Annotated in this window: 31 protein-coding genes; 14 read left to right on the top strand and 17 right to left on the bottom strand. The window is 70.4% G+C overall.

All coding sequences use genetic code 11. From position 1 onward, the window contains the following. Positions 1 to 406 precede the first annotated feature (406 nt). Complete coding sequence (locus AB0C25_RS15050) at positions 407 to 970, top strand: hypothetical protein (protein ID WP_357373350.1); 564 nt, start codon at positions 407 to 409, stop codon at positions 968 to 970. 7 nt (positions 971 to 977) lie between these two features. Here the strand turns inward: AB0C25_RS15050 and AB0C25_RS15045 are convergent, their stop codons facing one another. Beyond that, positions 978 to 2,027, bottom strand: coding sequence for an LD-carboxypeptidase (locus AB0C25_RS15045; protein WP_357373348.1), 1,050 nt, complete (start codon positions 2,025 to 2,027; stop codon positions 978 to 980). Positions 2,028 to 2,136: 109 nt separating this feature from the next. Here AB0C25_RS15045 and AB0C25_RS15040 point away from each other — a divergent pair, with 109 nt between their 5' ends. After that, positions 2,137 to 5,274, top strand: coding sequence for a BTAD domain-containing putative transcriptional regulator (locus tag AB0C25_RS15040; protein WP_357373346.1), 3,138 nt, complete (start codon positions 2,137 to 2,139; stop codon positions 5,272 to 5,274). Here the strand turns inward: AB0C25_RS15040 and AB0C25_RS15035 are convergent. Together AB0C25_RS15035 and AB0C25_RS15030 are read right to left on the bottom strand one after the other, a co-directional pair. After that, positions 5,258 to 6,007: an ABC transporter permease gene (locus AB0C25_RS15035; RefSeq protein WP_357373344.1), complete on the bottom strand. Its 750-nt coding sequence runs from the start codon at positions 6,005 to 6,007 to the stop codon at positions 5,258 to 5,260. The genes AB0C25_RS15040 and AB0C25_RS15035 overlap by 17 nt on opposite strands. Further along, positions 6,004 to 6,948, bottom strand: coding sequence for an ATP-binding cassette domain-containing protein (locus tag AB0C25_RS15030; RefSeq protein WP_357373342.1), 945 nt, complete (start codon positions 6,946 to 6,948; stop codon positions 6,004 to 6,006). The genes AB0C25_RS15035 and AB0C25_RS15030 overlap by 4 nt, the downstream gene beginning before the upstream one ends. Positions 6,949 to 7,085: 137 nt before the next feature. Here AB0C25_RS15030 and AB0C25_RS15025 point away from each other — a divergent pair, with 137 nt between their 5' ends. Next, a complete protein-coding gene (locus tag AB0C25_RS15025) occupies positions 7,086 to 7,667 on the top strand; it encodes an RNA polymerase sigma factor (RefSeq protein WP_357373340.1) in 582 nt (193 codons plus the stop codon). Then, on the top strand, positions 7,664 to 8,467 hold the full coding sequence (locus tag AB0C25_RS15020) for a hypothetical protein (protein ID WP_357373338.1): 804 nt from the start codon (positions 7,664 to 7,666) through the stop codon (positions 8,465 to 8,467). Before AB0C25_RS15025 ends, AB0C25_RS15020 begins: the two co-directional genes overlap by 4 nt. A gap of 26 nt (positions 8,468 to 8,493) precedes the next feature. Here the strand turns inward: AB0C25_RS15020 and AB0C25_RS15015 are convergent, their stop codons facing one another. Genes AB0C25_RS15015 through AB0C25_RS15005 form a run of 3 tightly spaced genes read right to left on the bottom strand, consistent with a single transcriptional unit; the run spans position 8,494 to position 10,062 of the window. Then, the gene (locus AB0C25_RS15015) at positions 8,494 to 8,931 is read right to left on the bottom strand and encodes a GyrI-like domain-containing protein (protein ID WP_357373336.1); all 438 of its coding nucleotides are present in this window, start codon (positions 8,929 to 8,931) and stop codon (positions 8,494 to 8,496) included. Between the two features lie 34 nt (positions 8,932 to 8,965). Beyond that, a complete protein-coding gene (locus tag AB0C25_RS15010; RefSeq protein ID WP_357373334.1) occupies positions 8,966 to 9,310 on the bottom strand; it encodes a transcriptional regulator in 345 nt (114 codons plus the stop codon). Beyond that, positions 9,307 to 10,062, bottom strand: a complete 756-nt coding sequence (locus AB0C25_RS15005; RefSeq protein ID WP_357373332.1) for a hypothetical protein — start codon at positions 10,060 to 10,062, stop codon at positions 9,307 to 9,309. Before AB0C25_RS15005 ends, AB0C25_RS15010 begins: the two co-directional genes overlap by 4 nt. A gap of 183 nt (positions 10,063 to 10,245) precedes the next feature. Here AB0C25_RS15005 and AB0C25_RS15000 point away from each other — a divergent pair, with 183 nt between their 5' ends. Beyond that, complete coding sequence (locus AB0C25_RS15000; RefSeq protein WP_357373330.1) at positions 10,246 to 10,590, top strand: VOC family protein; 345 nt, start codon at positions 10,246 to 10,248, stop codon at positions 10,588 to 10,590. A 2-nt stretch (positions 10,591 to 10,592) separates the two neighbouring features. Here the strand turns inward: AB0C25_RS15000 and AB0C25_RS14995 are convergent, their stop codons facing one another. From AB0C25_RS14995 to AB0C25_RS14985, 3 genes are all read right to left on the bottom strand, one after another. Beyond that, on the bottom strand, positions 10,593 to 11,237 hold the full coding sequence (locus tag AB0C25_RS14995) for a dihydrofolate reductase family protein (protein WP_357373328.1): 645 nt from the start codon (positions 11,235 to 11,237) through the stop codon (positions 10,593 to 10,595). A gap of 30 nt (positions 11,238 to 11,267) precedes the next feature. Continuing rightward, on the bottom strand, positions 11,268 to 11,972 hold the full coding sequence (locus AB0C25_RS14990; protein ID WP_357373326.1) for a dihydrofolate reductase family protein: 705 nt from the start codon (positions 11,970 to 11,972) through the stop codon (positions 11,268 to 11,270). Between the two features lie 128 nt (positions 11,973 to 12,100). Beyond that, the gene (locus AB0C25_RS14985; protein ID WP_357373324.1) at positions 12,101 to 12,295 is read right to left on the bottom strand and encodes a hypothetical protein; all 195 of its coding nucleotides are present in this window, start codon (positions 12,293 to 12,295) and stop codon (positions 12,101 to 12,103) included. 99 nt (positions 12,296 to 12,394) lie between these two features. Between AB0C25_RS14985 and AB0C25_RS14980 the strand changes: the two genes are divergently transcribed. Then, positions 12,395 to 13,282 carry an LLM class flavin-dependent oxidoreductase gene (locus tag AB0C25_RS14980; protein ID WP_357373322.1) on the top strand — a complete coding sequence of 296 codons (888 nt, stop codon included), beginning with the start codon at positions 12,395 to 12,397 and terminating at the stop codon, positions 13,280 to 13,282. A 72-nt stretch (positions 13,283 to 13,354) separates the two neighbouring features. Here AB0C25_RS14980 and AB0C25_RS14975 read toward each other — a convergent pair whose 3' ends face one another. The 3 genes from AB0C25_RS14975 to AB0C25_RS14965 are packed head-to-tail and all read right to left on the bottom strand — an operon-like array spanning position 13,355 to position 15,470. Then, positions 13,355 to 13,786 (bottom strand): ASCH domain-containing protein, encoded by a 432-nt coding sequence (locus AB0C25_RS14975; RefSeq protein ID WP_357373320.1) that lies wholly within the window; start codon positions 13,784 to 13,786, stop codon positions 13,355 to 13,357. 58 nt (positions 13,787 to 13,844) lie between these two features. After that, positions 13,845 to 14,885: a questin oxidase family protein gene (locus tag AB0C25_RS14970; RefSeq protein ID WP_357373318.1), complete on the bottom strand. Its 1,041-nt coding sequence runs from the start codon at positions 14,883 to 14,885 to the stop codon at positions 13,845 to 13,847. A 33-nt stretch (positions 14,886 to 14,918) separates the two neighbouring features. Next, on the bottom strand, positions 14,919 to 15,470 hold the full coding sequence (locus AB0C25_RS14965) for a phosphoribosyltransferase family protein (protein WP_357373316.1): 552 nt from the start codon (positions 15,468 to 15,470) through the stop codon (positions 14,919 to 14,921). A gap of 187 nt (positions 15,471 to 15,657) precedes the next feature. On the opposite strand from AB0C25_RS14965, the gene AB0C25_RS14960 reads away from it, so the two are divergent. The 4 genes from AB0C25_RS14960 (at position 15,658) to AB0C25_RS14945 (ending at position 20,139) form a co-directional block, all read left to right on the top strand. Beyond that, positions 15,658 to 16,290 carry a septal ring lytic transglycosylase RlpA family protein gene (locus AB0C25_RS14960; RefSeq protein ID WP_357373314.1) on the top strand — a complete coding sequence of 211 codons (633 nt, stop codon included), beginning with the start codon at positions 15,658 to 15,660 and terminating at the stop codon, positions 16,288 to 16,290. Positions 16,291 to 16,394: 104 nt separating this feature from the next. Further along, positions 16,395 to 17,519 carry a PP2C family protein-serine/threonine phosphatase gene (locus AB0C25_RS14955; RefSeq protein ID WP_357373395.1) on the top strand — a complete coding sequence of 375 codons (1,125 nt, stop codon included), beginning with the start codon at positions 16,395 to 16,397 and terminating at the stop codon, positions 17,517 to 17,519. 128 nt (positions 17,520 to 17,647) lie between these two features. Continuing rightward, positions 17,648 to 19,504 carry an acyl-CoA dehydrogenase gene (locus AB0C25_RS14950; RefSeq protein ID WP_357373393.1) on the top strand — a complete coding sequence of 619 codons (1,857 nt, stop codon included), beginning with the start codon at positions 17,648 to 17,650 and terminating at the stop codon, positions 19,502 to 19,504. Positions 19,505 to 19,869: 365 nt separating this feature from the next. Beyond that, entirely contained in the window at positions 19,870 to 20,139 is a 270-nt protein-coding gene (locus AB0C25_RS14945; protein WP_030487564.1) for a DUF6458 family protein, read from the top strand. Positions 20,140 to 20,185: 46 nt separating this feature from the next. On the opposite strand, the gene AB0C25_RS14940 is transcribed toward AB0C25_RS14945, so the two are convergent. Further along, positions 20,186 to 20,725 carry a histidine phosphatase family protein gene (locus AB0C25_RS14940; protein ID WP_357373312.1) on the bottom strand — a complete coding sequence of 180 codons (540 nt, stop codon included), beginning with the start codon at positions 20,723 to 20,725 and terminating at the stop codon, positions 20,186 to 20,188. 112 nt (positions 20,726 to 20,837) lie between these two features. On the opposite strand from AB0C25_RS14940, the gene AB0C25_RS14935 reads away from it, so the two are divergent. Next, on the top strand, positions 20,838 to 21,125 hold the full coding sequence (locus AB0C25_RS14935; RefSeq protein ID WP_357373310.1) for a DUF6458 family protein: 288 nt from the start codon (positions 20,838 to 20,840) through the stop codon (positions 21,123 to 21,125). A 192-nt stretch (positions 21,126 to 21,317) separates the two neighbouring features. Here AB0C25_RS14935 and AB0C25_RS14930 read toward each other — a convergent pair whose 3' ends face one another. Further along, a complete protein-coding gene (locus tag AB0C25_RS14930) occupies positions 21,318 to 21,995 on the bottom strand; it encodes a hemolysin III family protein (protein WP_357373307.1) in 678 nt (225 codons plus the stop codon). A gap of 107 nt (positions 21,996 to 22,102) precedes the next feature. Between AB0C25_RS14930 and AB0C25_RS14925 the strand changes: the two genes are divergently transcribed. Genes AB0C25_RS14925 through AB0C25_RS14915 form a run of 3 tightly spaced genes read left to right on the top strand, consistent with a single transcriptional unit; the run spans position 22,103 to position 24,394 of the window. Then, entirely contained in the window at positions 22,103 to 22,801 is a 699-nt protein-coding gene (locus tag AB0C25_RS14925; RefSeq protein WP_357373305.1) for an allophanate hydrolase subunit 1, read from the top strand. Further along, the gene (locus tag AB0C25_RS14920) at positions 22,798 to 23,661 is read left to right on the top strand and encodes a biotin-dependent carboxyltransferase family protein (protein ID WP_357373303.1); all 864 of its coding nucleotides are present in this window, start codon (positions 22,798 to 22,800) and stop codon (positions 23,659 to 23,661) included. Before AB0C25_RS14925 ends, AB0C25_RS14920 begins: the two co-directional genes overlap by 4 nt. Beyond that, positions 23,645 to 24,394, top strand: coding sequence for a 5-oxoprolinase subunit PxpA (locus AB0C25_RS14915; RefSeq protein WP_357373301.1), 750 nt, complete (start codon positions 23,645 to 23,647; stop codon positions 24,392 to 24,394). The genes AB0C25_RS14920 and AB0C25_RS14915 overlap by 17 nt, the downstream gene beginning before the upstream one ends. A 35-nt stretch (positions 24,395 to 24,429) precedes the next feature. Here the strand turns inward: AB0C25_RS14915 and AB0C25_RS14910 are convergent, their stop codons facing one another. The 3 genes from AB0C25_RS14910 to AB0C25_RS14900 all read right to left on the bottom strand — a co-directional run bounded on the left by AB0C25_RS14910 (position 24,430) and on the right by AB0C25_RS14900 (position 26,900). After that, positions 24,430 to 26,268 (bottom strand): NHL domain-containing thioredoxin family protein, encoded by a 1,839-nt coding sequence (locus AB0C25_RS14910; protein WP_357373299.1) that lies wholly within the window; start codon positions 26,266 to 26,268, stop codon positions 24,430 to 24,432. Positions 26,269 to 26,382: 114 nt separating this feature from the next. Next, positions 26,383 to 26,628 (bottom strand): flavin reductase, encoded by a 246-nt coding sequence (locus AB0C25_RS14905; RefSeq protein ID WP_357373297.1) that lies wholly within the window; start codon positions 26,626 to 26,628, stop codon positions 26,383 to 26,385. Continuing rightward, positions 26,628 to 26,900, bottom strand: coding sequence for a hypothetical protein (locus tag AB0C25_RS14900; RefSeq protein ID WP_357373295.1), 273 nt, complete (start codon positions 26,898 to 26,900; stop codon positions 26,628 to 26,630). Before AB0C25_RS14900 ends, AB0C25_RS14905 begins: the two co-directional genes overlap by 1 nt. Positions 26,901 to 26,929: the final 29 nt, after the last annotated feature.

The following is a 26,929-nucleotide window of genomic DNA, read 5'->3' as shown; positions in this document are numbered from 1 at the left end:
CCATCTTCCGACGCCAGCACCAAGCCGAAGCCAAGATCAGCCACTACGCACGACAAGCCCTCACTGAGCCCTGAAACGGATCTCCTGCTGGAGTACTAGACGGGTGCCGTTTCGCATGGGGTCTGCGCCCAAACGAGGTCTCGAGCCGCAGACCTTCAACCACGGTAGGTGATGCAACCCGCTGCGAAGAAGGCGTAGACGCGGAGTGACTGTGGATGAATGCCATATTCAGCCAGGGTTCTTTTTCCGAATGTTGAATGAGGCGATGCTGCGTGTGACCTGAGCCGTTGGCCGAGCTGCGGTGGCTGTGCCGGTGTGGGAGAACTCTTTAGGTCACGGACGAAGCACTCGGCTTCCGCGCAGCGGCATCACCATTCACGCACAACTGCCTTATAGATTGGTCGCCGTGACCGTCACCGCGCCACCCCGACATCGACAGCACCTCGTCTGGATGCCGCTCCCCATCGCGGTGCTCACCGTCGGTCTGCTGCTTCGTGCCGCCGTGACCGTCTGGGATCTGCTCCACTTCACCGAGCTGTTCAACTATGGCAGCAGCATGAGCGGGTCGATTGCCTCCCTCATGGAAGAAGCCTTCGCCTATCTGCGGTTGGTCCTGACCGCGGTGCTGGTGCCGATTCTGTGGATCGCGGCGCGGCGGGTCGGCGTCGCCGGATCGAGGTGGCCGGGGATCATCGCGCCGTTCTGTGGCCTACTCGCCGCCTACGGCGCTGGCGGGGTGCTGGCCCCGCCGAACGACGGCAGCGACCCACACCGCCTGGGCATCGTCCACGACAGCAGGATGCCGACCTGGGTCAGCGTGCTCGACGTCGTCGCGCCGTACGCGATCCTCATCGGTGCCGGCGGCGCGCTGCTGCTGCTTATCCTGGCGTTCGTCATCCGGGTGCGGACAGGTGCCCGTGGCGCGCTCGACGCAGGGGCGGGCACCGGTAGCCAGAGGCGTGTCGAGTAAGCAGGCTCTATCGATAGTCGGCGAACACCAGGCGTTCCACGCCATCGACGGTGACCGGGCCGCCGTGGGGCAGGATCCACTGCGGTCGGGTGTGGCCGAAGGGGATGCCGACGCAGACGACTGCCTCCGGGTTGTAGCGGGTCACGACGTCGACGACCGTGTCGCGCTGCTGCTCACGTAGCCGAGCCCGATCCGCGGTAGCGGGCCGCCGGGTGTGGTCGGAGACCGGCGGACGGGCGACCAGCACCGCGTCGACGGCGCTGAGGAGGCCGCGTTCACCCAGGGATCGGACGATCCAGCCGACCTCGCGCGCGGGGAGGAGTTCCTCCGACGTCTCGATGACGAGCACCCCGCCCCGCAGAGCCTCCGGAGTGAACGGGAACCGTCCCGCCGTCAGGATCCACTGGATGACTTCCAGGCACCCACCCCAGGTGGGGCCGGTGACCGTACGGCGCGGACCGTGCCAGCTCCACGGCTCCGTCGGTTCGCGTTCTCCGAAGGACGTCAACGCTCGCGGATCGGCCCAGTCGATCCCGACATCCTCGGACTCGCCCGGGTCGGTGATCTCCAACCGCTCGCCGGTGAGTAACGCCGCTCGCAGCGAGCGGGTGTGGATGTCGTCGACGGCCGGCCCGGGGCCGAGGTGCACCTGGGAGGACCCGCCGTAGAAGCTGGCGATGCCGAGGCCCCAGAGCCAGTGGTGCAGGTTGGTGTTGTCGCTGGTGCCGAGGAAGGGCTTCGGGTCGGCTCGGGCGAGGTCCGCGTCCAGGTGCGGAGTGACGGTGATCTGGTCGTCGCCCCCGATGACGGCGAGGATGCCGCGTACCTCAGGGGCCGCGAAGGCGGCGTTGATGTCCGCCGCCCGCGCTACCGCGGTCGCACCGACCTGCCGGGTGGTGGGGTATTCGACAGGTACGAGGCCGGTCAGGTCGGCGAGCCGTCGCATGGCCTGCTCGTGGATCTCGGGATAGGCGCCGGCCGCGGCGAAGGACGGCGAGAGAACCGCGATCTTGTCCCCGGGCCGGGCCTTCCGAGGCCGAACAATCTCATGCGTCATGCCGAGATCCAACAGGTACGCCAGTTCGTACGCATCTCATTTCGGGCAGGTCCCAGGAGCGGGCATCGGCGACACGGATGCTTCTCACGTTCGTGGCAGGATCTGCCGGGTGCAGGTCAGGATGCTTGGTCCATTCGAGGTTCGCGCGGACGTCGGCACCGTCATCGACGTGCCGGGCGCGCGGCTGCGCGGGCTGCTGACCGCCCTCGCGCTCAATCCGGGTCGCGTGGTCCCGAAGGGGAGCCTCGTCGACTGGATCTGGGGTGAGCATCCGCCCTCCGATGCGGCAAACGCCCTGCACCGTTTGGTTTCCCGGCTGCGGAAGGCGCTGCCGGAGGGGTCGATCGAGGGGCAGGCCGACGGCTACCGGTTGATCGTCGAACCCGATGACGTGGACGCCGTACGGTTCGAACGGCTCGTCGGCCAAGCTCGCGACGACGAGGGCGCGCAGCGGGGACGGCGGCTGCGCGAGGCCCTCGATCTGTGGCGCGGTGCGGCGATGCAGGACGTCGGCCTGGCCGACAGCGCGGCGCTGGACGCGGCGGTCACCCGGTTCGACCGGCTGCGGCTGACCGCCCTGGAGGATCGCTTCGACGTGGAGGTCGGCCTCGGCCACGGTCCGGAGCTGGTCGCGGAGTTGACCGACCTGGTGGCCGCGCATCCGGTACGGGAGCGGCTGGTCCTCGCGTTGATGCGGGCGCTCGCCGCGAGCGGCCGAGACAACGAGGCGCTGCTCGTGTATCAGCGCACGAGTGCGGCGCTGGCCGACGCGCTGGGTGTCGACCCCTCGCCGGAACTCTCGGCGTTGCACGTCGCGCTCCTGCGAGGTGAGGTGCAACGGCGCGAGGAGCACCGGAAGACCAACCTCCGTGCCGAGTTGAGCAGCTTCATCGGCAAGGACGAGGCCATCGCCGAGGTCGGCGCGCTCGTCGCCGAGCACCGGCTCACCACCCTGATCGGGCCGGGTGGCTCCGGAAAGACCCGGCTGGCCACGGAGACCGCACGCAGAATGCTCGACGACCTGCCGGACGGCGCCTGGCTTGTGGAGTTCGCCGCCATCGGCGCGGACGGTGACGTGGTGCAGGCGACGCTCGCCGGGCTCGGACTCCGGGACGCCCTGCTCGGCGAGCCACCGAGCATGGAGTTGATCGACCGGCTCGTCGCCGCGATCCGCGAGCGGGAGGCGCTGCTGATCCTGGACAACTGCGAGCACGTGATCGAGTCGGCGGCGGTACTCGCGGACCGGCTGCTAGGGGAGTGTCGGCGGCTGCGGATCATTGCGACGAGCAGGGAACCGCTCGGCATCACCGGCGAGGCGCTCTGGCCGGTCGCGCCGCTGGCCCTGCCGGACGTCGACGCCGACCCGAGTGAGATCGAGACCTCTCCCGCGGTCCGGTTGCTGCGGGACCGAGCGGGCGCGGTGCGGAGGGACCTGGCGGTCGACAATCTCACGCTGTCCACGATGGCGCGGATCTGTCGGGCGCTGGACGGGATGCCGCTGGCCATCGAACTGGCCGCCGCCAGGTTGCGCACCATGTCCATCGACCAGCTCGCCAGGCGGCTCGACGACCGTTTCCGCCTGCTGACCGGCGGCAGCCGTACCGCGTTGCCCCGGCACCGGACGCTGCGCGCGGTGGTCGACTGGAGTTGGGAGCTGCTGACCGACGCGGAGCGGGCGGTCCTGCGCCGGCTCTCGGTGTTCTCGGGCGGGGCGAGCCTGGAAGCGGCCGAACGGGTCTGCGCCGGCGACGAGGTCGAGCCGGAGGATGTGCTCGAGTTGGTCACCGCGCTGGCCGAGAAGTCGCTGGTGGTCGCCGAGGGCGATGAGGCCCCGCGCTACCGGATGCTCGGCACGATCAGGGAGTACGCCGCGCACCGCCTCGCCGAGGCGGGCGAATCGGACCTGGCACGTCACGCGCACCTGACGTACTTCATCGAACTGACCGCGACCGCGGAGCCGCAGCTTCGCCGCGCGGACCAGGTGACCTGGCTCGCCACTCTCGAGGTCGAACATGACAACATCGGATCCGCCATGCGCGGTGCGCTCGCCGCGGGCGAAGCGCACGCGGCCATGCGGCTGGCCGCGGGTGCCGGCTGGTACTGGTGGCTGGGTGGACACCGGACCGAAGGCATGGAGTTGGTCACGGCGGCCACCGAGACGCCTGGCGAGGTCAGCGACGAGATCCGGGCCACGGTGTACGCGCTCGTCGTGCTCTTCATCAACTCGGGACCGGGTGACGAACACCAGGCGGCGGAGTGGATCCACAAGGCGTACGAGTTCAGCCAACGCAGTCACGCCAGCCACCCGGGGATGGCGCTCGTCGTCCCGCTGGAACGCATGCTGCGAGCCCCGGACGCGATCCTGCAGGCGTGGGAACCGCTGCTGGACGACGAGGATCCCTGGGTACGCGCGCTGGCCCGGTTGCAACTGGGCAAGATGCGGATGATCTTCGGCCAGGACGGTCCGGAGGTGGAAGCGCACCTCGTGGCGGCGCTTGCCGAGTTCCGGGCACTCGGCGAACGGTTCGGGATCTCGTTCGCCCTGACCGAGTTGGCGGAGCTGATTGCCGTACGTGGTGAGTTCGCCCGTGCGTGCGAGCTCTACGAGGAGGCGACCGCGGTCGTCACCGAGGTCGGCACCGTCGAGGACATCATCCGGATGCGGTCCCGGCAGGCTCAGCTGTACTGGTTGCTCGGCGATGAGAGGTCCAGCGCGGCAGCCATGGCCGAGGCGCGGCGGTGCGCGGCGCGGGTCACGTGGCCCGGTGCGTTGGCCATGCTGGCCCTGTCCCAGGCGGAACTCGCTCGCTGGCGTGGCCAGGCCGAAGAGGTGGCCCACCAGGTCGGTGTCGCGACGAGCCTGTTGCGCGACGAGGCGACGCAGGCGCACATTCGCGTGCTGACACACGACCTGCTCGGCTATGTCGCGGACGATCTCGATGCGGCGCGCAGACACCATTCCTTGGCCTGCGAGGCGGCAGCCGCGACGGGGCACGCACCCTCGATCGCGCGGGTACTCGTCGGTGTCGCGGACCTGGCGCTGCGCCGTGACCAGCATGAGCTGGCCGCGCGGCTGCTCGCCGCGAGCACCGGAGTGCGAGGACGGCAGGATCATTCCCAGCCGGATGTGGCCCGGATCGAGCGGGAAGTACGGCGCCGCCTCGGCGAAGTGGGATTCGCAGAGGCGGCGCGAGAAGGCAGTCGGACGGAGTGGAATCGGTTGGTCGCGGTCACGCTCGCTTCGTGAACGTGGAACGTGCCCACAGGTATCCGACGAGAGCGATCCCGACGCACCAGGCGAGGGCGGGGATCACGTCACCGCTGGACGGCGTTCCGTTGAGGAATCCGCGGAGAGTTTCGATGATCGGCGTGAAGGGCTGGTATTCCGCGAACTCCCGCAGCCCGGGCCCCATCTTGTCCGCCGGGACGATCGCGCTGCTGAAGAACGGAAGCATGACCAACGGTACGGAAGCCAGCCCCGCCGTTTCTGGAGACTTCGCCGAGAGCCCCAGGGCAACCGTGAGCCAGCCTGCGGCGAAGCCGAGCAGCACGATGACGCCGAGCACGCCGAGCCAGCCGAGGAGGCTCGCCGACGGACTGAATCCGAGCAGGAACGCCACCCCGACCAGGGCCGCGATGGCGACCAGGTTGGTCAGTACGCTGGCGACGACGTGACCGGTCAGCACCGCGCCCCGGGAGACGTGCATGACTTTGAACCGGTTGATGATGCCCTTCGTCATGTCGGAGTTCACCGCCGTCGCGGTGGCCCCCAGCCCGTAGCAGACTGCCAACAGCATCAGTCCCGGAGTGGCGTAGTCGATGTAGTCGACGCCGACGTTGAAGGCGTCGCCGAACATGTAGACGAACATCAACATGATCACGATCGGCATCAGGACCGCGTTGAACACCGAGGTCGGGTTCCGGGTGAGGTGCGTGAAGTTGCGACGAAGCATGACGATCGAGTGGGACTTGGTGCTCATTTCGCGGAAACCTCCGGGGTGCGGGTGCCCGTCAGGGCGAGGAAGACGTCATCGAGGTCCGGCGTCTGTACGGAGAACCCTTCGGCGCTGATCGCGTACTCGTCGAGCCGGTCCAGCAGTGCCCGCAGCGAGGCGGTTCCGCCGTCACTGGGGACCCGCAGGGCCAGCGCCTCGTCGTCCCGGGTGGAGTCGCCGAGCACCCGGGCGGCGGTGTCGAGTTCGGCGACGGTGGTGAAGCGGAGTCGGACGTGGGTGCCGGGGATCTGGCGCTTGAGCTCGTCGGGCGTGCCCTGGGCGACAACGCGCCCCTGGTCGAGGACGGCGATCCGGTCGGCGAGCTGGTCGGCTTCCTCGAGGTACTGGGTCGTGAGGAAGATCGTCACACCGTCGGCCACCAGGTCCCGGATGATCGACCACATCGTGCGGCGGCTGCGCGGATCCAGGCCCGTCGTCGGCTCGTCGAGGAAGATGATCCGCGGCTCGCCGACGAGCGTCATCGCCAGGTCCAGCTTGCGGCGCATCCCGCCGGAATAGGTCGACACCGGCTTCTGTGCGGACTCCGTCAGATCGAACCGTTCCAGCAGTTCCGTGACGACCCTCCTGCCGTCCTTGGCGGGCACCTGACTCAGGTCCACCATCAGCTGCAGGTTCTCGCGTCCGGTCAGCAGCTCGTCCACGGCCGCGAACTGGCCGGTGACCCCGATCGCCGCGCGTACCGCCTTGGCCTGGGTGGCGGCATCGTGTCCGGCGACGCGTACGGTCCCGCCGTCGGCCTTCACCAGTGTGGTCAGCACGTTCACTGTCGTCGTCTTGCCCGCCCCGTTCGGGCCGAGCAGGGAGAAGATCGTGCCCGCGGGGACATCCAGATCGATGCCGTCGAGCACGACCTTGTCCTTGTAGGCCTTCCGCAGCCCGGAGACCGCAATCGCTGAACTCGTCATGTGGCTACCATCGGCGGCCGGCCTGTCACCGCCCTGACGCGACCGTGACACGGCCACTGACACGGTGTCCCACCTCGTCCCGCCCCCGACTTCGAGCGGGGATGCAACGGATCCGTCCCGACCGGCCATAGTCAGGTGTGACGAGCCAGATACAACCGTCCGACCAGGATCTGTGGTCGACCATCGCGGCCGGTGACGAGGTCGCCTTCGGCCAACTCTTCGACAGGTACGTCCGGGCGGTCTACAACCACGTGTTTCGGCTCACCGGCTCGTGGACGCTCGCTGAGGACGTCACGCAGGCGACCTTCCTGGTCGCGTGGCGTCGACGCGGCGAAGCGGCGGTCCTGGTGGACGGGTCGGCGTTGCCGTGGCTGCTGGTGGTCGCCACCAACACGACCCGCACCGAGTGGCGCTCGGCCCGCCGGTGGTTGGCAGCCCTGCGGAGGTTGCCGCCGGAGCGGGAGGCGGCCGCGGACCCGGCCAGCGACATCGTCGCGCGGCTCGATGACGAACGGCAGATGACCGAGGTCTTGGCGGTGGTCCGCCGGTTACCTCGCGCGGAACGGGAGGCGGTGGCCCTGTGTCTGTGGTCCGGCGTGCCGTACGGCGAGGCGGCGACGGTCCTCGGCATCAGCGAGGGCGCGCTCCGTTCGCGCGTGAGTCGCGCACGGGCTCGGCTGGCACGGATGGTCACCGACGGCAACAAGGAGGAACGATGAACGACATTCTCGACCCGCCCGCCGAGCGCGATCTGCCGCCGGGCAGGGCGGCACGGATGCGAGCGGACCTGGTGACGTCGATCCGCCGGCCTCGACGCCGCAGGGCGGTACGACTCGGGATCGCCACCGTGGCGACGGCTGCCGCAGTGGTGGCCGGGGTGGCGACGGTGCCGAGGGGGGACGAGGTGCGGCATCTGGCGATGGGTTCGGGTGAGCTGTCCCCGACGCTGCACCGGGCGGTGGAGCGGTGCCTGGAGTGGAACGGGCAGATGGAGCGGATTCCACTGTCGATAAACGATTTGGCCGTGGCCGCCGAGCAGGACCACCACGGCGTGGCGCTGTTCATTACGGACACCGGCTATTTCACCTGCAATGTCTCGATGCAACCAGGTCAGGAGATCAGTGGGGGTGCCACCGGTGCACGCGTCTGGCCGCAACGGGCCTGGTTGCCTGGCTCGATCCAACGGCTCCTGCTCGTGTCCTCCGAAGCCGACGGGGGCGACGTGGCAGTGACCGGCCGGGTCAGCGCTCGGGTGCAACGGCTGGTGCTGGCACACGGCGACGGGCAGACGACCACGGCGCGGCTGGTGAACGGGGTGTTCGGCCTGCTCACCGATCACGCGGAAGTCACCAGGGACGCCGAGTTGGTCAGCTATGACACCGCCGGAGCGGAGATCGACCGCCGACTGCTGTTTCGCCCGTCCGACGAGTTCGATCACTGTTACGTGGACTCCGCCGGCACCCTCGTCTACGGCGAGCCGGGAGCGGACTGCCGACCCGCCGAGCCCTGGGGGCGATAGGTGAGCCCGGTGAACCGCCCGCGTCGCTAGCGGGCGTTCACCGGGATCAGCAGGTCGATCTCGTCGCGCCGGCGGTAGAACTCGATGCTGGGACGCGTCGAATCGTGGTCGGCGACCTGCTTCAGCTCCGCGTACCGGGTGGGGATGTGCGAGTAGATCTCCGGGGGCTCGCCCCGCACGGTCGTCGACAGGTAGGGACCGCCGGGGATCGACCCGGACTCGAGCCCGCTCACGGTGGCATCGTCGTCGTCCTGGACCTGCACACAGACCCGGTATGACCCGTCGGGCGGGCCGAAGACCCCGAAGAACTTCCGCCCGTGGAGTGACCCGACGATCGTCTCCAGGCGGTCCCACGCCTCGGTGATCGCGTCCTGTTCGTCGGCGGTCGAGATGAACAGGACGGGTGTCTCCCGGCGCTCGACGCGCCGGGTGATCGGATCCGGTGCGGGGATCGACGCATTCATGACCGGCAACCTATGACACCCGTACGACAGGCTCCTACCCGGTTGGCTGCGGAGGGCCACCCAACTCCTGGTGGCGGCGGAGCAGCTCCCGCAGCGCGTCGATCTCGGCAGTCAACGCGGCCTGCCCCTGCTCGGTGATCCTGATCCAGGTCTTGGGCCTGCGCCCGTGGTAGCCCCGGTCGATGTGGATCAGGTCGGCCTCCTCCAGCACGGCGAGGTGTCGGGAGAGGTTGCCGGCGGTGAGTTCGAGCGCCTCGCGCAGGTAGGCGACCTCCACCTGCTCGGCCTCGGCGGCGATGGTGAGGATGCCGAGCCGGTTGCGCTGGTGAACGGTGTCGCTGAGCCCGTTCGTCGGGTGCCCGCCGGTGCCGGTGCTCATGTGGACCTCTTACCCGTGGTGAAAAGAGCGATGATGCCACCGACGAGCAGGATCGGCGCCGGCAGCAGGGCCGCCAGCAGGACGCTGTGGCGGTTGAGGTCACCCGGCTGGAAGTCCGCGGTCTGGAAGTAGACGTTCACCAGGACGACCGCGACGACGTAGCACACGGTCACGGCCGTCAGTACGCGGCTGCGTTCCAGTCGGGCCAGGACCAGCAGTCCCACCGCGATGACCAGATGCGGAACCATGCCGCGATTGGAGACGCCCAACAGTGGTGTGGTCACCCAGCTGGTCGCGCTCGACACGGACGTCGCCGAGTTGAGCAACAGGAATCGCAGCACGATCGGCAGCACGAGCCCGACCAGTGTGCCGACGATGCCGGCCAGGACGTACGTCCGGGTGGGGGTCAGTACGCCCACCCGCGCGCCGTGCCATCGGTACCACCCGAGGGTCAGCAGGTAGCCGCCGACGAGTGCCACCAACCAGTACCACCCGAGGCCCGCCGAGTGTTCGAGGAAGTCCCCACCGAGGCCGGTCAGCGCGGGGTTGTCCTGCGTACCGCGCATGGCGAGGGGGTCGGCCGACTCCACGTACAGGGGTGCCGCCGCCGCGATCAGGAGACCGAACAGCAGGAGCGGCAACCAGTAGGCGTGCCGGGTGACCCGGGTGCGGCGGCGGAGCGCGGCCATCGACGCGAGGAGCTCCCCGGGGTTGGCTCTGCTGTTCGGCGCGGTGCTCGATTGTTCCGACACGGTGACCTCCAGGCCCCTAGCGCTGCTGCGATACCAATAGGTTTGCATCGCAAACCATTCTGCGCAAGAGGGTCAGCGAACAACGACGGCCCACCGGTATCGACAGTGGTTGTTCCACCGGAGCCGTGGCGCGGCTAGGGTCCGGCGTGGAGGTGGTCCGTGTTCACCGAAGCCTTTCCGATCGTGACGACACCTGACCTGCCACGACTGATCCGGTTCTACCGGGACGTGGTCGGCTTCGAGCTGACCTACCGGTTTCCCGCCGACGGCGTTCCGGAGTTCGTCGCCCTCCGCCTGGGCAGCAGCGAGCTCGGCCTGGCCGCCAACCCGGAGGCTGGCGGGCCGGCCGATGCGCACCGCTGGGAGTTGTGCGTCTACGCCGATGACTGCGACGCCGCCGTGACCGCTCTGCGCTCGGCCGGTGCGACGGTCGTCGAGGAGCCGGTCGACCAACCGTGGGGTGAGCGGTCCGCCCGGGTCACCGACCCCGACGGCAACCGCATGCTGGTGCTGTCCCGCTTGGCCTAGGGTCAGCGTCGCCAGAACAGCAGGTGGGTGACTCCGCTGGGACTGGGCACCGACTCGCGGTGGAAGCGGTCGAGAAGGTCGTCCGGGCTGTCCCACAACCGTTCGCCTCGGTCGAGATCAACGGGCGCGACGACGATGTGCATCGTGTCGACCAGGTCGGCCTCGATGAACTGGCGGATGGTGTCGACCCCACCACCGAGGCGTACGTCCCGACCGTCGGCTGCCTTTTTCGCCTGGGCCAGGGCCTCGGCCGGGCTGGCGTCGAGGAAGTGGAACGTGGTGTCGGACAGGCTGAACGACGGGCGCTCGTGATGGGTGAGCACGAAGACCGGCGTGTGGAACGGCGGGTTGTCCCCCCACCAGCCCTGCCAGTCATGGTTCTCCCAGGGACCACGCTGGGGGCCGAACTTGTTGCGACCCATGATCTCCGCGCCGATGTTGCACTCGGCGTCGCGCGTCAGGTAGTCGTCCAGGCCGCGGGTGCCGCCCGGCTCGGTGCGATACACGAAGCTGGCGGTGGCGGCCCGCCAGGAGAACAGCGGGGTGGGGTCCGCGTGGCCGAAGGGCCGTTCCAGGCTCTGTCCCTCCCCGGTGCCGAACCCGTCCCGCGACACGTTGAAGCACTGGACCCGCAGCAGTTGCGGCATGGTCATCTCCTCTCGGCTGACGTGTCGGTTTCAGTTGGTGGTCGCCGTCGGGCCACCGCCGCTGCCCCGATCGTCGAGCACGAGGGGCGCCCGACCGTTCACCTCGTACCGGATGTGGGTGACCTGCGGTGTGTGGATGACCCGGGTCGGCGTCAGCTCGATCGCCTCCTTCTCGCCGAGGTCGAGGTCCGCGTCGAACAGCCGGAGTCCGGTGCCGAGAACGACGGGTACGACGTGCAGCTCCAACTCGTCGAGCAGGCCGGCCCTGAGCACCTGCCGCACCAGGCCGCCGCCTCCGGCCACGGCCACGTTCTTGCCGCCGGCAACGGCGCGCGCCTGCTCGACGGCGCTGGTCACGCCATCGGTGACGTAGGTGAAGCTGGTGCCTCCGCCGCGCAGGAGCGTCGGACGGGGGCGGTGCGTGACGACGAAGACCGGCGCGCGAAACGGCGGCTCCTCGCCCCAGGGCACCTCACCGCCGTCGGCCATCCGGCGCCCCATCACGTACGCCCCGGCGGCCCCGAACGACTCGGCGACGACCTCGGAGTTGGCGTCCCGCTCCCCGCCGGCGAAGCCCTGTCGTTCGCGCCACGCCGCCACCTCGGTCGCCCAGCGGGTCACCCGGAAGAACCCGGCGCTCTCCGCCGAGTCCATCCAGTTGCCGTTCCCGTCGAACTGTGGGCCGGCGTAGAAGCCGTCCATCGACACGGACAGCTGTGCGGTCACCTTCGTCATCGTGCCTGGTCCTCTCCTCGGCTGACACCTCGTTTCGGGTGTCGCTCGCCGAGGGGTCGGAGCCGAACGTGGGCCCCCTACCGAGCCGCAGTGTGACACGCGTCACCTGCCGCCCCGGCCGGGGACGGCTACGACCTCCGGTTGAGGATCGCCGCCTCGATCCGCAGACCGAGGCCGGTCAGGATGAGGAAGGTGGCGAGGATGTGCGGATCAAGCCCGCTGTAGTCGGACGCCATGGTGATGAGCGAGATCATGAATCCGGCCACCAGCGACACCGTGCCGAATGCTCGTACGGTCTCGACCCGCTGTGCCGGTAGGTCCACGCCGGAACGGTAGCGGGAACCAGTGCCGCGCGGTGCCCTGCGCGGTCGACGGATGCCGAGCGCGATGTCAGAGCAGCTCCGGCGGGCACGACTAGGCTGGTGATCATGAGGATTGGCATCGTGATTCTGCCGGACCAGCGGTGGGCGGAGTCGCGGCATCGCTGGCGGCAGGTTGACGAGTGGGGTTTCGACCACGCCTGGACGTACGACCACCTGGGCTGGCGGGACCTCGTCGACGGCCCGTGGTTCGACTCGATGGCCACGCTGACCGCCGCCGCCACGGTGACCTCCCGCATCCGGCTGGGCACCCTCGTCGCGTCACCGAACTTCCGGCACCCGGCCGCGTTCGTCCGGCAGATCACCACCGTGGATGACGTCTCCGCTGGTCGGTTGGTCCTCGGTTTGGGCGCGGGCGGCATCGGTTTCGACTCGGCGGTGCTGGGCGGCGAGACGCTGCCGCCGCGCCAGCGGGTCGAACGGTTCGCCGAGTTCACCGAGCTGCTGGATCTGATCCTCCGCGAGGACGGCACCACCTGGCGCGGTGACTGGTTCGCCGCCGTGGACGCCCGCAACAACCCCGGCTGCGTGCAGCAGCCCCGGGTGCCGTTCGTGGTGGCCGCCAACGGGCCACGGTCGATGCGGCTGGTGGCCCGCTTCGGCCAGGGCTGGGTGACCACCGGCACCGGTGACGACAACGATCTGGACGGCTGGTGGGACAGCGTGGCGGCCCTGTCCGCGCGGATGGACCGGACGTTGGACGAAGCCGGCCGCGACCCGGCAACCCTGGACCGTTATCTCTCACTGGACGCCGCACCGGTCTTCTCGCTCAGCAGCGCGCAGTTCTTCGCCGATCAGGTCGGCCGGGCCGCCGACCTCGGCTTCACCGACGTAGTGGCGCACTGGCCGCGGGCCAGCAGTTGGTACGCGGGCGACGAGGCCGTCCTGGCGGACGTGGCGACCCGACTGCTCCCGCAGCTGCGCGGCTGAACACCCGCCACCAGTAGGGATCGCGCCAGCGGCGGCCGCCCAGGCCGTGCCCGCACTGCCGACGCGACCGGCTCAGGTGCCGAGGTCGCCGCTGGCCACGCCGCCCTCCCCGCCGGAGACCAGCCGCAGGCGGACGCAGACGATCGGGGTGTCGTCGTCGACCGGGGTGCCGAGCCGCGCCCAGTAGGCCGAGTGCCCGGCCCGCCACTCCTCGATCGACCGGTCACCCTCGCCCTCGGAGTGGGCGAAGTCCCAGGACACGTCCGCGAAGCGGACCACCTCCACCCCGGTGATCTCCACCACGCCGGCCAGCGCGTCGTCGTCGTCGACAAGCGCCAGTCGTTCGCCGACGTGCTCCAACTCCTCGCCTTCTTCCGCGTAGTAGGCGAGCCGCCCGGCCGTCGCGGTCTTCACACCGGCGAGTACCAGGGTGTTGAGGGTCGCCCGCAGCTCACCGGGAGTGCCGAGGGCGAGGGTGCGCAGTCCACCGATCCGAGGCCACATCCTGCCGAGGCTAGGCCAGTGCGCCCCGCACCGCCGCCGCATTCCGCCGGGGTCCTGCTCAGATCAGTTGACCGGCGTAGCCGGCGGCGGTGAGGAGCCGTTCGTCGCCACTGGCCGCGTGCGCGTCGAGCACCGCGTCGGCCAGCTTCACCACGTGCGCGTCGCCGTGCCGAACCGCTCGGGCGAAGACCTCCGCCGGGGTCACGGCGGTCACGGTCGGTGGCGCGATGCCGTCGGCGGGGGCGTACACCGAGGTCATGGCCGCCGTCGCGGCCCAGGCCGCGGCGAGGCTCGGCGCCCACAGTGCCCGGTCCAGGGCCGGCAGGGTACGCAGCACCGCGGTCGGCGCGGTGACCGCGTGCACCAGCATGACCGGCGCGGCATGCCCGAAGCGCAGGTAGTCCAGCCCGGCGCGGTGCACCAACGTGGTGAGCCCACGCTTCGCCTCGTCCGGGCTCCGCGCCGGGCGCAGCGCCGCGAGCGCCGGCTCCCATTGGGGTACACCCGGCAGTTGGCCCAGCCGATCCCGGACGCCGCCGGTCTGGTCGTCGATCCGGGGCAGCCCGGCCAGCGCGGCGTCCACGTCCATCTGCTCCCGGCCGGTCGGTGTGCCGTCGAGAGCACGGTCGGTGCCGGGGATCGGCTGCCAGCGGGCGGCCCAGTAGCCGAGGGCCTGGGCCAGTTCGGTGCGCCGACGTGGGTTCGCGTCGTCCGTTTCGAGCGCGCGTACGGCGTGGCCGACCCGGATCACCCCGTGGGTGGCACCAGCGGCGATGCCCGGCAACAGGCGGGGCCACCAGGTGCCGAGCACGTCGCGCCACGGGTGTTCGCGCAGTTGCCGGTCGAAGTACGCCAGCCAGTCACCGGCCCGCTTCGGATCGCCCAGCGCCGCTCGCCAGTCGTCGATCGGGTGCAGCCCCCGGGGCAGCTCGTCGAGTCGGCCGAGGTAGTCGTCGAGCCAACGGTGGACCTGTCGCTGGTGCCCGTGCCAGGCCAGCGCCTCGACGGCCATCGGCCCGTGGTTGGAGAGCCAGCCCTCGTATTCGGGGCCGGTGCCGTGCAGTCGTTCGTACGCCTCGTCGAGAATGCCGTCACTCATCGATCGATCGTCGAACTTGAACCTGTGTTCAGGTCAAGCGTGCAGGTCGGCCGCGTTGATCAGGCCGGTGACGCGCAGCTCGGCCGCGACCTCCGGCGGGCAGTCGACCGCCACCACGGCGGTGCCCAGCACCTCGGCGCCGCGCGCGGCGCAGATGTCGTACAGGGCGTGGAGTTGAGCGCCGGTACGCACCCAGTCGTCCACCACCAGGACCCGGTCGCCGGGGCCGAGGTGTCGGTCCCGTACGGCCAGGTCGACCCGCCGGCCCCGGTAGTCCGGCGGGCTCTGCGCCCAGGTGAGCGGCCCGGCCGGCAACCGTCCGTCGGCGGGCTTGTGGGCGGCCACGAAGCCGACCCCGAGGGCGGTCGCGGCCAGTGGCCCGAGCAGCAACCCGGTGACCGCCGGGGCGAGCACCACCGTCGGCCGGGCGGACCGGTACGGCGCGACCAGGGCCGGTCCCAGCTCCGCCAGCATCGTCGGGTCCCGCCACCAGCCGGAGATGTCGCTGACCAGGTGGCTGGTGCCCGGCCCGGGGTCGATCCACTGGAACAGGGTGGCCAGGCGTGCGGTCAGGTCAGCGGGCATCCGCTCATCCTGCGACACCCGGGGCCGGCACGTCGGCACCCGGGCCGGCCGGCCCACCCGGGGTCGGATGATCGGCTACACGTACCTGTGCAAATACGGGCATACCACCATGATCACGTTGACGTCGGAAGTGCTTCTCTCGTTACGGTCCGACCCGGTTTGTTCAGACGACGAAAGGACCGGGCCGGTGGCAGTCAAGCACTCCCGTACCCGCATCTTCTCCTCCCCGGCGGGCATCGTGGCCACCGCGGCGGTCGGCGTCGCCCTCGCGGTCGGGGGCACGGTCGGTGCCGTTCAGCTGACCTCCGGCTCCGCTCAGTCGGGGCAGACGACCCTCGACCTCACCCCGACCACGGCGGCGAGCAGCCTCACCCCCAGTTCCCCGGCCGTCTCCCCGACCGCCAGCCCCTCGCCGAGCGTGTCCGCCAGCCCGTCGGCCATCCGGTCGCAGCAGGCGGCCTCCCGGGGCAAGGCCCGTACCGCGCCGCCGAAGCCCAAGCCGACCGCGAAGAAGACCACCCCGGCGCCGAAGGTGTTGGAGAGCGGCTCGTGTGGCGCGTCGTTCTACTCCGACGGGCAGTTGACGGCCAACGGTGAGTCGTTCAACCCGAGTGCGCTGACCGCCGCGCACAAGACGCTGCCGTTCAACACCAAGGTCCGGGTGACCAACCCGGCCAACGGCAAGTCGGTCGTGGTGCGGATCAACGACCGTGGCCCGTTCATCGACGGCCGCTGCCTCGACCTCTCCCGGGCGGCGTTCGCCAGCATCGCCTCGGTCGACGTGGGCGCGCTCACCGTCCGCTACGAGGTCCTCGGCTGACCGGGTCGGGTCGCGCCGATTCGGCCGGTCAACGGGGCCGGCCGGACAGAACCTTCTCGGACGACGGGTCAGGTTCATTCACCGGTTCACGTGGATCAGGCAAACTGTCAGTCGTACCCACGCGACTCCTCCAGTCGGGCCGTCGCCCGCTGAGCCCCGGATCCCGCGCCGGCCTCGGCGCGGCCCTTGTCCTGCTCGCGATCGTGTCGGCGGTGGAGGCGGCGGACGGCCGTTTCGCCCACTACGTCGCGCTGTTGTGTGCCGTACCGTTGCTGGCCGCCGCCGTGGCGTCGTGGCCGGTGGTGCTGGGTGTGGGTGTCGTGGCGACCCTGACCGGGGCCGGCTTCGCCCTGACCGAGCCGAAGATGTCAATAATCACTCCGGTCAGCGTGGTCGCGGTCGCGGTCGTCACCGGACTGGCGGTGGCGGTGGCGTCGGTCCGACAGCGGCAGGCGGAGCAGATCGTCGAGCTGACCAAGCTCGCCTCGGTGGCCCAGCAGGCGGTGCTGCGTCCGCTCGGGCCACAGGTCGGGACGCTCTCGGTCGCGGGACGCTACATCTCCTCCACCGCGACTGCCGAGATCGGTGGTGACCTGTACGAGGCGATCGACACGCCCTACGGCGTCCGCATGATCATCGGTGACGTGCGCGGCAAGGGCCTGGACGCCGTTCGACTGGCGAGCATCGTTCTCGGCTCCTACCGGCATGTGGCGTACGAGCGCGCCGATCTGCGTGCCGTCGTCGCCGACCTGGACCGCGCGGTGGCCCGCAACGTCGGCGACGAGGACTTCGTGACCGCGGCACTCGTCGAGGAGCGCGGCGGCACGCTCACCATCGTCAACTGCGGGCATCCGGCACCGCTGCTGCTGCGCCGAGGTGCGGTGATCCCGCTGGAACCGCCGGCGCCGGCACCCCCGCTCGGGTTCATGCCGGTGGTCCGCCCCCGGGTCGAGCGCCTGGAGCCGGGAGACCGGCTGCTGCTGTTCACCGACGGCCTCGGCGAGGCACGGCGGGATGGTGAGTTCTTCCCCACCGCCGACCGCGCCTGGCGGCTGCTCGGTCACGGCACGGTCGCCGACGGGCTGGCCTCCCTGGAGACCGCCCTGGTCGAGTGGGTGCACGGCCACCTCGACGACGACATCGCCCTGGTCCTGATGGAGTACGTCGGTGCCCGTGCCGGCGCGGCGGCGGCCGTACCGAGTTGGGAGGTCGGTGCCACCGAGAGCTGACCGGGTTGTGTTACGGAGTTGTGTGTAATCGCCGTCACTTGGGTGATCCGCTTGTCGCTGCCTACCCGCGAGTAATACAGTCAGGGTTACTGATCGGTAACACCTGTCCGGAAGCGGGGCCAGTGAGCATGACCCACTACAAGAGCAACCTGCGGGACCTTGAGTTCAACCTGTTCGAGGTCTTCGGTGCCGACCGGTCGTTCGGCCAGGAGCCGTACTCGGATCTCGACACCGACACCGCCCGCAGCTTCCTCGCCGAGCTCGACCGCCTCGCGCGTGAGGATCTGGCCGCCAGCTACACCGACAGTGACCGCAACCCGCCGGTGTTCGACCCGGCCACGCACACCGCGCCGCTGCCGGCGTCGTTCAAGAAGTCCTACCAGGCGTTCATGGACTCCGAGTTCTGGCGGCTCGACCTCCCGCCGGCTCTGGGTGGCACGAACGCGCCGCGCGCCCTCTGGTGGGCGATGGCCGAGCTGGTGCTCGGCTCGAACGCTCCGATCTGGATGTACGCCTCCGGCCCGTCCTTCGCGCACGTGCTGCACGTCGAGGGCACCGAGCGGCAGAAGAGGTGGGCCAAGCTCTTCATCGACAAGCAGTGGGGCTCGACGATGGTCCTCACCGAGCCGGACGCCGGCTCGGACGTGGGCGCCGGCCGCGCCCGCGCGACCCAGCAGCCCGACGGCTCCTGGCACATCGAGGGCGTGAAGCGCTTCATCACCTCGGGCGAGCACGACCTGAGCGACAACATCGTGCACTACGTGCTGGCCCGCCCGGTCGGCGTGGAGGGCGTCGGTGGCCCCGGCACCAAGGGTCTGTCGCTCTTCGTGGTGCCGAAGTTCCACTTCGACGAGACCACCGGCGAGCTGGGTGAGCGCAACGGCGTCTACACCACGAACGTCGAGCACAAGATGGGCCTGAAGGTCTCCAACACCTGCGAGCTGACCTTCGGCGAGCACGGCGTACCGGCCAAGGGCTGGCTGCTGGGCGACAAGCACGACGGCATCCGGCAGATGTTCATGATCATCGAGTACGCCCGGATGTTGGTCGGCACCAAGGCCATCGCGACCCTCTCCACCGGCTACCTCAACGCCCTGGAGTACGCGAAGAGCCGGGTGCAGGGCGCCGACCTGATCCAGCAGGCGGACAAGACCGCCCCGCGGGTCACCATCACCCACCACCCGGACGTCCGCCGCTCGCTGCTGCTGCAGAAGTCGTACGCCGAGGGTCTTCGGGCCCTTGTCCTCTACACCGCCACCTGGCAGGACAAGGTCGCCATCGCCGAGGCCGCCGGCGACGAGAAGGCCACCAAGCTGGCCAAGCGGGTCAACGACCTGCTGTTGCCGCTGGTCAAGGGCGTCGGTTCGGAGCGGGCGTACGAGATGCTCGGGCACGAGGCCCTGCAGACCTTCGGTGGCTCCGGGTTCCTCCAGGACTACCCGCTGGAGCAGTACGTCCGCGACGCCAAGATCGACACCCTGTACGAGGGCACCACCGCCATCCAGAGCCTGGACCTCATCTTCCGCAAGATCGTCCGGGACAACGGCAAGGCGCTGATGGCGGTCGCCGGCGAGATCCAGGAATTCATCTCCTCCGAGGCGGGCAACGGCCAGCTCAAGGAGGAGCGGCAGGCGCTCGGCAAGGCGCTGGCCGAGGTGCAGACCATCCTCGGTGTGCTGACCGGCTGGCTGGGCGAGGCGCAGGGTGGCGACACCCGCTCGCTCTACAAGGTCGGGCTGAGCAGCCGGCGCTTCCTGCTGGCGATCGGCGACCTGGTGGTCGGCTGGCTGCTCCAGCGGCAGGCCGACGTGGCGCTGAAGGCGCTGGCCGGCGAGGTCACCGCCAGCGACAAGGCGTTCTACACCGGTAAGGTGGCCGCCGCCCGTTTCTTCGCCCGCGAGGTGCTGCCCCGCATCGGCGCCGACCGACGGATCATCGAGAGCACCGACCTCGACATCATGGACCTACCGGAGGAGGCCTTCTGACCGTGCCACGGCACGGCTGACGGTCCGGATTGCACCACCCGGGACCGAACACGAACATCGGCGGCCGGTGGGGCGTTGCCCCGCCGGCCGTCGCCGCGTCTGTGGGTGGGTGACCCCCCGGGGCTGCCGGCTTCCCGACCGCGACACCTCCTTCCGCCCCTTTGCTCTGCTTCAACGGCCGCAACAGTCACGGCCCGGAACTGTTGCGTGGGTTGAAGCAGAGCAAAGCTTGGCGGGGCGGGCGTCGGCCTTCTCGCGCGCGTATTGGGCGAGCCCGGTCGGGTATGCCGGTGGCGTGGCGGGTAACCGTCGCGTGACCTCGAAAGGGAACGCCCAGAGCCACCGCACGGGGGAGTGCAGCGCACATGGGTGTAGGAAGCGGCATTTTTCTCATCGCGATCGGCGCGATCCTGACCTTCGCACTGAGGGCCAACGTCTGGTGGATCGACGTACGGGCGGTCGGCTGGGTGTTCATCCTGGCCGGGCTGGCCGTACTGCTGACCACTGTCTGGTTCTGGCAGGACCGACGCAAGCGGGCCCGGACCCTCATCGTGGAGGAGAACCGGCTCTCCCATCCGACGGCGATGATGCCGCCACCGCCAGACCCACCGCCACCAACCGCGCCGCCGTCCTGACGCCGGGACGTGCCCCTGAGCCACCCGTCGCTGATCGACGGGTGGCTCAGCCGCGTGCGATGTGCCGTGCCGTGATCGGCGCTCCCGCCCGCCCCAACTGCGTCCAGGTGAACCGCCCACGGTGCACCGACAGCTCGGCGGTCCGCAACCCCTCGTCGGACGCACCCTCCGGGTCGAGAAGGGCCGCGAGCAGCGAGATGCCCGGGTTGTGGGCAATCAACAGTGCCGTGCCGGCCGCGGCGTCGACCGTACGGACCAGCGCCAACAACTCCTCCGGATGGGCGTCGTACGCGCCGGGCTCGTAACGTACCGTCGGCCGGGGACCGGTCGGGCCGCCCTCCGGCGGTGTGCCGGTCATCCCCATCGCCACGCCGTGCCAGGTCTGCCGGGTACGTCTCGCCGTCGAGCAGATCACCACGTCGGGCAGCAACCCGTGGTGCGCCAACCAGGCGCCAGCCGCTGCCGCATCCGCGGTCCCGCGGGCACTGAGCGGACGCTGGGCATCATCTGCCGCGTCGCTCCCCTGCTCGGCCTTCGCGTGCCGCAGCAACACAAGTGTCCGCGTCTCGGAGTCGGCGTCCGTCATGCCCCCAGCTTGCCCGATTGGCGATCTCCGTGCCTGGGTAAGTCGATGGATGCCGCACCCCTACCGACGGCCGCGGCGCGTCGTACGCCAGGTTAGAGCCGAGGAGCGAGACATGGGCATTGGTGGCAGCATCTTCTTGATCGCGCTGGGCGCGATCCTCGCATTCGCCGTGGAAGCCGACCTGGGCTGGCTGGACCTGTCCGTGGTCGGCTGGGTGCTGATGTTGGCCGGTGTCGCCGGCCTGATCACCACTCTCTACTTCTGGAACAGCCGCCGTCGCACCGTGGTCGCCGCGCCGGTCCGCGAGGAGCGCGTGGTGGCTGACCGGGTCGTGCCGGTCCAGAACGACCAGGTCGTGCAGGAGTACCGCGAGGTGCGTCGGCCGGGCCGGCCGGTCTGATCCTCGCTCGCGAACTCCGGGGTCCCGCAGCGTCGCGGGACCCCGGCTCGCGTCTCGACCCAACTCGTGCGAGGAACCGCCGCCACCCCTGCCAGGATCTGCGCACTTTCGGGGAAACTGCTGCCTGGCGGCGCGTCGAGGCAGCAGTGTCCCCGAAGTTGCGCGGATCTTGAGTCGCTTGGCCGTTTGAGGTCAGGCGAACAGTGCGAAGTAGATCGCGATGTGGTGGCAGAGTGCCGCCAGCAGCGTGCAGGCGTGGAAGAACTCGTGGTGACCGAAGACGGTCGGCCACGGGTTGGGCCTGCGCAAGGCGTAGAAGACCGCGCCGATGCTGTAGATCGCTCCACCGACGATCAGCAGCACCAGTGCCGCGACGCCGCCGCCGTGCAGGATGTCCGGCAGCATGGCCACGGCCACCCAGCCCAGCGCCAGGTAGAGCGGCGCGGACACCCAGCGTGGCGCGTGCGGCCACACCACCTTGACTGCCACGCCGGCCAGCGCACCGCCCCAGACCAGGGCCAGCATCACCGTGGCCGGCCGGGGCGTGAGCAGCATCGTGCAGAGGGGTGTGTACGTGCCGGCGATGAACACGAAGATCATCGAATGGTCCATCCGGCGCATCACCTGGTAGCCGCGCTCCGACCACACCCGACGGTGGTAGAGCGCGCTGGTGCCGAAGAGACCGCACACCGTGACGCTGTAGATCAGGCAGCTGACCAGGGGTGCCCACCCCGGCCGGGTCGCGGCGATCGAGCACAGCACGACGCCGCAGATCAGGGCCACGAAGAAGGCGTACGTGTGGAGCCAGCCGCGCATCCGGGGCTTACCGATGTCGACCGGCTTCAGGCGAAGCGGGGCGGAGGTACTCACGTAGTCAGGTTACGGCACCGTAGGTTACTTGCAAGTAGTGGTGTTGGTGACGCCCGGCACCGTCCTCGTGAACTCCGTACCGGCACGACATCGGCGAAGATGAGCGGATGCGGATCCGACAGGTCGGGGCGCACGCCCTGCTACTCGACTGCACCGCCCCCGCCGACACCCCCGAAGCCACGGCCGACCTCCCGGAGGCCGCGTTTGTCGAAGCGTGGCGGGCCGAACTGTGGCGGCGTCGGGAGCGGGGCGACCTGATCGCCGTGGAGATCGTGCCGGCGGCCCGGACCGTGCTGCTCGACGGCCTGCCCGACCCGACCACCACGGCCGAGCAGCTGACCCGATGGGCGTCCGGCGTCGCCGCCGCGACCACACGCCCCAACCAGACCGACGCCCATGACCACGCCGAAGACGGAGCCGACGAGGCCGCCGCCGTGGTCGTACCGGTCACCTTCGACGGGCCGGACCTGCCGGTGGTGGCCGAGCACTGGGGCGTGGACGTGCCCGCCGTGCTGCGCCGGCTGACCGGCACCCGGTTCCAGGTCGCGTTCTGCGGCTTCGCCCCCGGGTTCCCCTACCTGACCGGGCTGCCCGCCGAGCTGACGTTGCCCCGGCTGGCCACTCCTCGCCCCCGCGTGCCGCCCGGGTCGGTCGCCCTGGCCGGCCCGTACGCAGGCATCTACCCCAGCGCGTCCCCCGGAGGTTGGCTGCTGGTCGGCCGGACCGAGCTGGTCCTCTTCGACGTGTGCGCCGAACCGCCGGCCCGACTCGGACCGGGCACCCGGGTGCGGATGGTGGCGGCATGACAGGTCCGGCCGCCGTCGAGGTTCTTCGCGCCGGCGCGCTCACCACCGTGCAGGATCTGGGCCGGCCCGGTTGGGCGCACCTGGGCGTACCCCGCTCCGGTGCCCTCGACCCGGCTGCTCTGCGGCTGGCCAACCGGCTGGTCGGCAACCCGGAGCACGCCGCCGGCCTGGAGGTCACCCTGTCCGGCTGCACGCTGCGGCTGACCCGGGCCACCACGGTGGCGGTCACCGGGGCCGAGGTGACGGTCCAGGCGGGCGATCGGCCAGGCGATACCGGACGACCGCTCACCGTGCCGGCCGGGACGGTGCTGCGGATCGGCCCGGCCCGTCGGGGCGTACGGAGTTGGTTGGCGGTGGCGGGTGGCATCGACGTGTCGCCGGTGCTCGGCAGTCGGGCCACCGACACCCTGTCCGGGCTCGGCCCGGCCCCGCTGCGCGACGGCGACCGGTTGCCGCTCGGCGAGCCACACGGCCCACCCGCGCCGGTGGACCTGACCGTCTGCTCCGCGCCCGAGTCGGAGCTGCACCTGACGCTGGGCCCCGGTCCGCGGGAGGACTGGTTCACGCCTACCGCGTTCGACCGGCTGTTCAGCACCTCGTACACCGTCAGCCCGGTGAGCAACCGGGTCGGCGCGCGGCTCGCCGGCGTCGCCCTGCCCCGCGCGGTGGCCGGCGAACTGCCGAGCGAGGGCATCGTGCTCGGCGCGGTGCAGGTGCCCGCGAACGGACAGCCGCTGATCTTCCTCGCCGACCATCCGACCACCGGTGGATACCCCGTCATCGGGGTGGTCACCGACGTGACCCCGCTCGCGCAGGCCCGGCCAGGTACTACCGTCAGATTCCATGGACCTCAACGCTGACCTGGGCGAGGGATTCGGCATCTGGCGGCTCGGCGACGACGAGGCGCTGCTGAGCCTCGTCACCTCCGCGAACGTCGCCTGCGGCTTCCACGGTGGCGACCCGTCCACCATGCGGCGGGTCTGCGAGGGCGCCGCGCGACGCGGGGTCGCGGTGGGCGCGCAGGTCGGCTACCGGGACCTGGCCGGCTTCGGTCGACGGCACATCGCGTACGACTTCGCCGAGCTGCGCGACGAGGTGACCTACCAGTTGGGGGCGCTTGACGCGTTCTGCCGGCTGTTCGGCACCCGGGTCCGCTACCTCAAACCGCACGGCGCGCTCTACCACGCGGCCAGCAACGACGAGTCCCAGGCGGCAGCGGTGGTCGCGGCGGTCACCGGTTACGACCCTGAGCTGCCGGTGCTCTGCCTACCCGGCTCGACGCTCGCCCAACTCGCCGCCGGCGCGGGCCTGCCGGTCGTCGCGGAGGCCTTCGCCGACCGTGCCTACCTGCCCAACGGGGCGTTGGTGCCGCGCGGCACACCCGGCGCGGTGATCACCGACCCGGAGCAGGTGGCCGAGCGCGCGGCGCGGATGGCCACCGAACGGATCGTGGTGGCGGTGGACGGCACCGTCATTCCCTGCTCGGTCGACTCGATCTGCGTGCACGGCGACACCCCGGGAGCGGTCTCCGCCGCCGAACTGGTCCGCGCCAGCCTGATCGACGCCGACATCACCCTGGCACCCTTCGCATGAGATCGGAGGGGTCCGGGTGGACCCCTCCGATCACGTCAGGCGTCCAGGCCGCGCAGCACCAGCGGCAGGCGGGTCACGGCGCCGTCGACGACCCGCACCGGTACGCCCCAGTCCTGCCGGGTCAGGTGACACGCCGCGTGTTCGACGTCCGCGTCGCAGGTCGCCGCCTGGGCGGTCACCTGGAGCACCCCGGCGGTGACCTCGCCGTTGAGCACCAGCCGACGGGTCAGCTCGGTGCCCGTGCCGGCACCATCCACCAGCAGCTCCGGCGGTGACGCGGAGACCACCAACCGGGTCGACGGCCCGAACGTCTCGTCCAGCTTCTGCCCCGGCGCCGGGGTGAAGACGATGTCGAGGGTGACCTCACCGGCCGCGACGTCGGTCGGCTTGCGCTCGGTACGGTGCCGGGGACCGTCGACCGTGCTGGCGCCCGCCGCCGACAGGGCACCCGGGGCGAGCCGGGTCAGCCGGTGCGCGGCGGACTCCACCACCAGCACCTCACCGGCCGGGCTGAGCACCAGGTCGCTCGGCTCCGCCAACCCGTCCGCGACGGTGGAGACCTGGTTGGTGGCCGGGTCGAAGCGACGAACCGCCCCGTTGTACGTGTCCGCGATCAGCACCGAGCCGTCCGGCAACGCGCACACACCCAGCGGGTGTTGCAGCAGCGCCGACTCCGCCGGACCGTCCACGTGCCCGAAGTCGAACAGGCCCTGCCCGACGGCGGTGCCCAGCACGCCGTTTTCCACGTACCGGAGGGAGCTGGTCTCGCTGTCGGCGATCCAGAGCCGCGCGCCGTCGGTGGAGACGGACAGCCCCGACGGCTGCGCCATCCACGCCTCGGCCAACGGGCCGTCCCGCAGCGCCTCGACGGTGGTGCCGGCGTACATGCCCGCGGTCCGCTTGATCGGGTCGAACCACCAGAGCTGGTGGATGCCGGCCATCGCGATGATCAGCTTGTCGTCGTACCAGGCCAGATCCCACGGGGAGGAGAGATCCACCGCGAGCGCGTCGTGGGCGTGGTCGTCGACCTCGGCGCGCCACTGCCGGCCGCTGCCGGCCACGGTGACCACCTCGCCGGACTCCAGCCGTACGCCCCGCAGCAGATGGTTGACCGTGTCGGCCACCACCAGGTCGTAGCCGGCGACCTCGGCGACATGGGTGGGCAGCAGGCACACCCCCTGCGGCTCGGAGAACGTCGCGGCGGCACCCGGCCCGTCGGCGCGGCCCCGCTCGCCCGAGCCGATCCGGCGCACCGGCGTCTCGCCGTCCGGGGCCACCTCGACCAGGGAGTGCCGGGCCGAGTCCGAGACCAGCAGGTTGCCGTTCGGCAGCAGCGCAGCCTTACCCGGGAAGCGCAGCGCCGTCTCCGGGGCCGGCGGCGGGACGTACGGACCGTCACCCCGGTGCAGGGTGCCCTTGGCCTCGTGGGTGGCGACCAGCTCGTCGATCAACCGGGCCAACCCCTCGGCGTGACCCTCGCCCGCCATCGTGGCCACCACGTAACCCTCGGGGTCGATCACCGACAGGGTCGGCCAGGCGCGGGCCGCGTACTGCTGCCACATGTCCATGTCCGGATCGTCGAGTACGGGGTGGTGCACCCCGTACCGCTCGACGGCCGCGACGAGCGCGTCGGCGTCCTTCTCGTGCTCGAACTTCGGCGAGTGCACACCGATCACGACGAGCACGTCGCCGTACTTCTCCTCCAGCGGGCGCAGCTCATCCAGCACGTGGAGGCAGTTGATACAGCAGAACGTCCAAAAGTCCGCGACCACGATCTTGCCGCGAAGGTCCTGCAAGGTCAGGTTCCGTCCGCCCGTGTTGAGCCACTGGCGGCCCCGCAGCTCGGGCGCACGTACACGCGCTGTCGTTCCCATGCCTGTCAGCCTGCCACGCCTCAGTCCCAACCGCCGTGACCCCGACGACAGACCCGGAGGCGTCCCAACCTGCTGGGGGAGCCGTCGCCTGCGAACCTCGGGCGGTCGGCGGAGCTAACGGGCTTCGGCCCACCCGACGAAGCGAGGCGTCAGTTCCGGAAGCGCGGTGCCCGGGTTGAGTGTGGCCAGGTCGGCAGCCGCCTCCGCCTGGACCTTCGCCAGGTGTACCAACAGCCCCGGCCGATCGTTGCGGTACTCGGCGAGGAGGCGCAGCTTAGCGGCCGAGCAGGGCCAGAGGATGCCGCAGGCAGGACAGCGCCAGGAGGGCCTGATCGGGAGGTGGTCCTCAAGTCTCACCATCAGCCGACCCTCACTGGGGCGCGTCGGATCGGGCGGCGGGGCTCGCTGGCGGTGCGTGCGGCCTGCGCTAGGACCCGCACCCCACCGCGCATCACGAACAGCTCCCGCCGAGCCACCGCGTCCCCGGCGGCATTCAGCTCGTAGCCCTCGATCCAGACCCACCCTTCGTAGGTGTATCGCTCGGGGAACTCGCGAATCACCCGCACAGTGATCGGGCGGAAAAACTGCACGCTCGCCGCGTTGGTCAGTCGGACCAAGTCGCCGGCCTTCATTTCCCCCATCATCTCGACACCCACCGACT

It is taken from the genome of Micromonospora sp. NPDC048839, assembly GCF_040649915.1.
In the GTDB taxonomy this organism is placed as follows: domain Bacteria; phylum Actinomycetota; class Actinomycetes; order Mycobacteriales; family Micromonosporaceae; genus Micromonospora.
The sequence above is the reverse complement of the archived record's forward strand: the minus strand, read 5'-3'. Positions and strand labels throughout refer to the sequence as shown.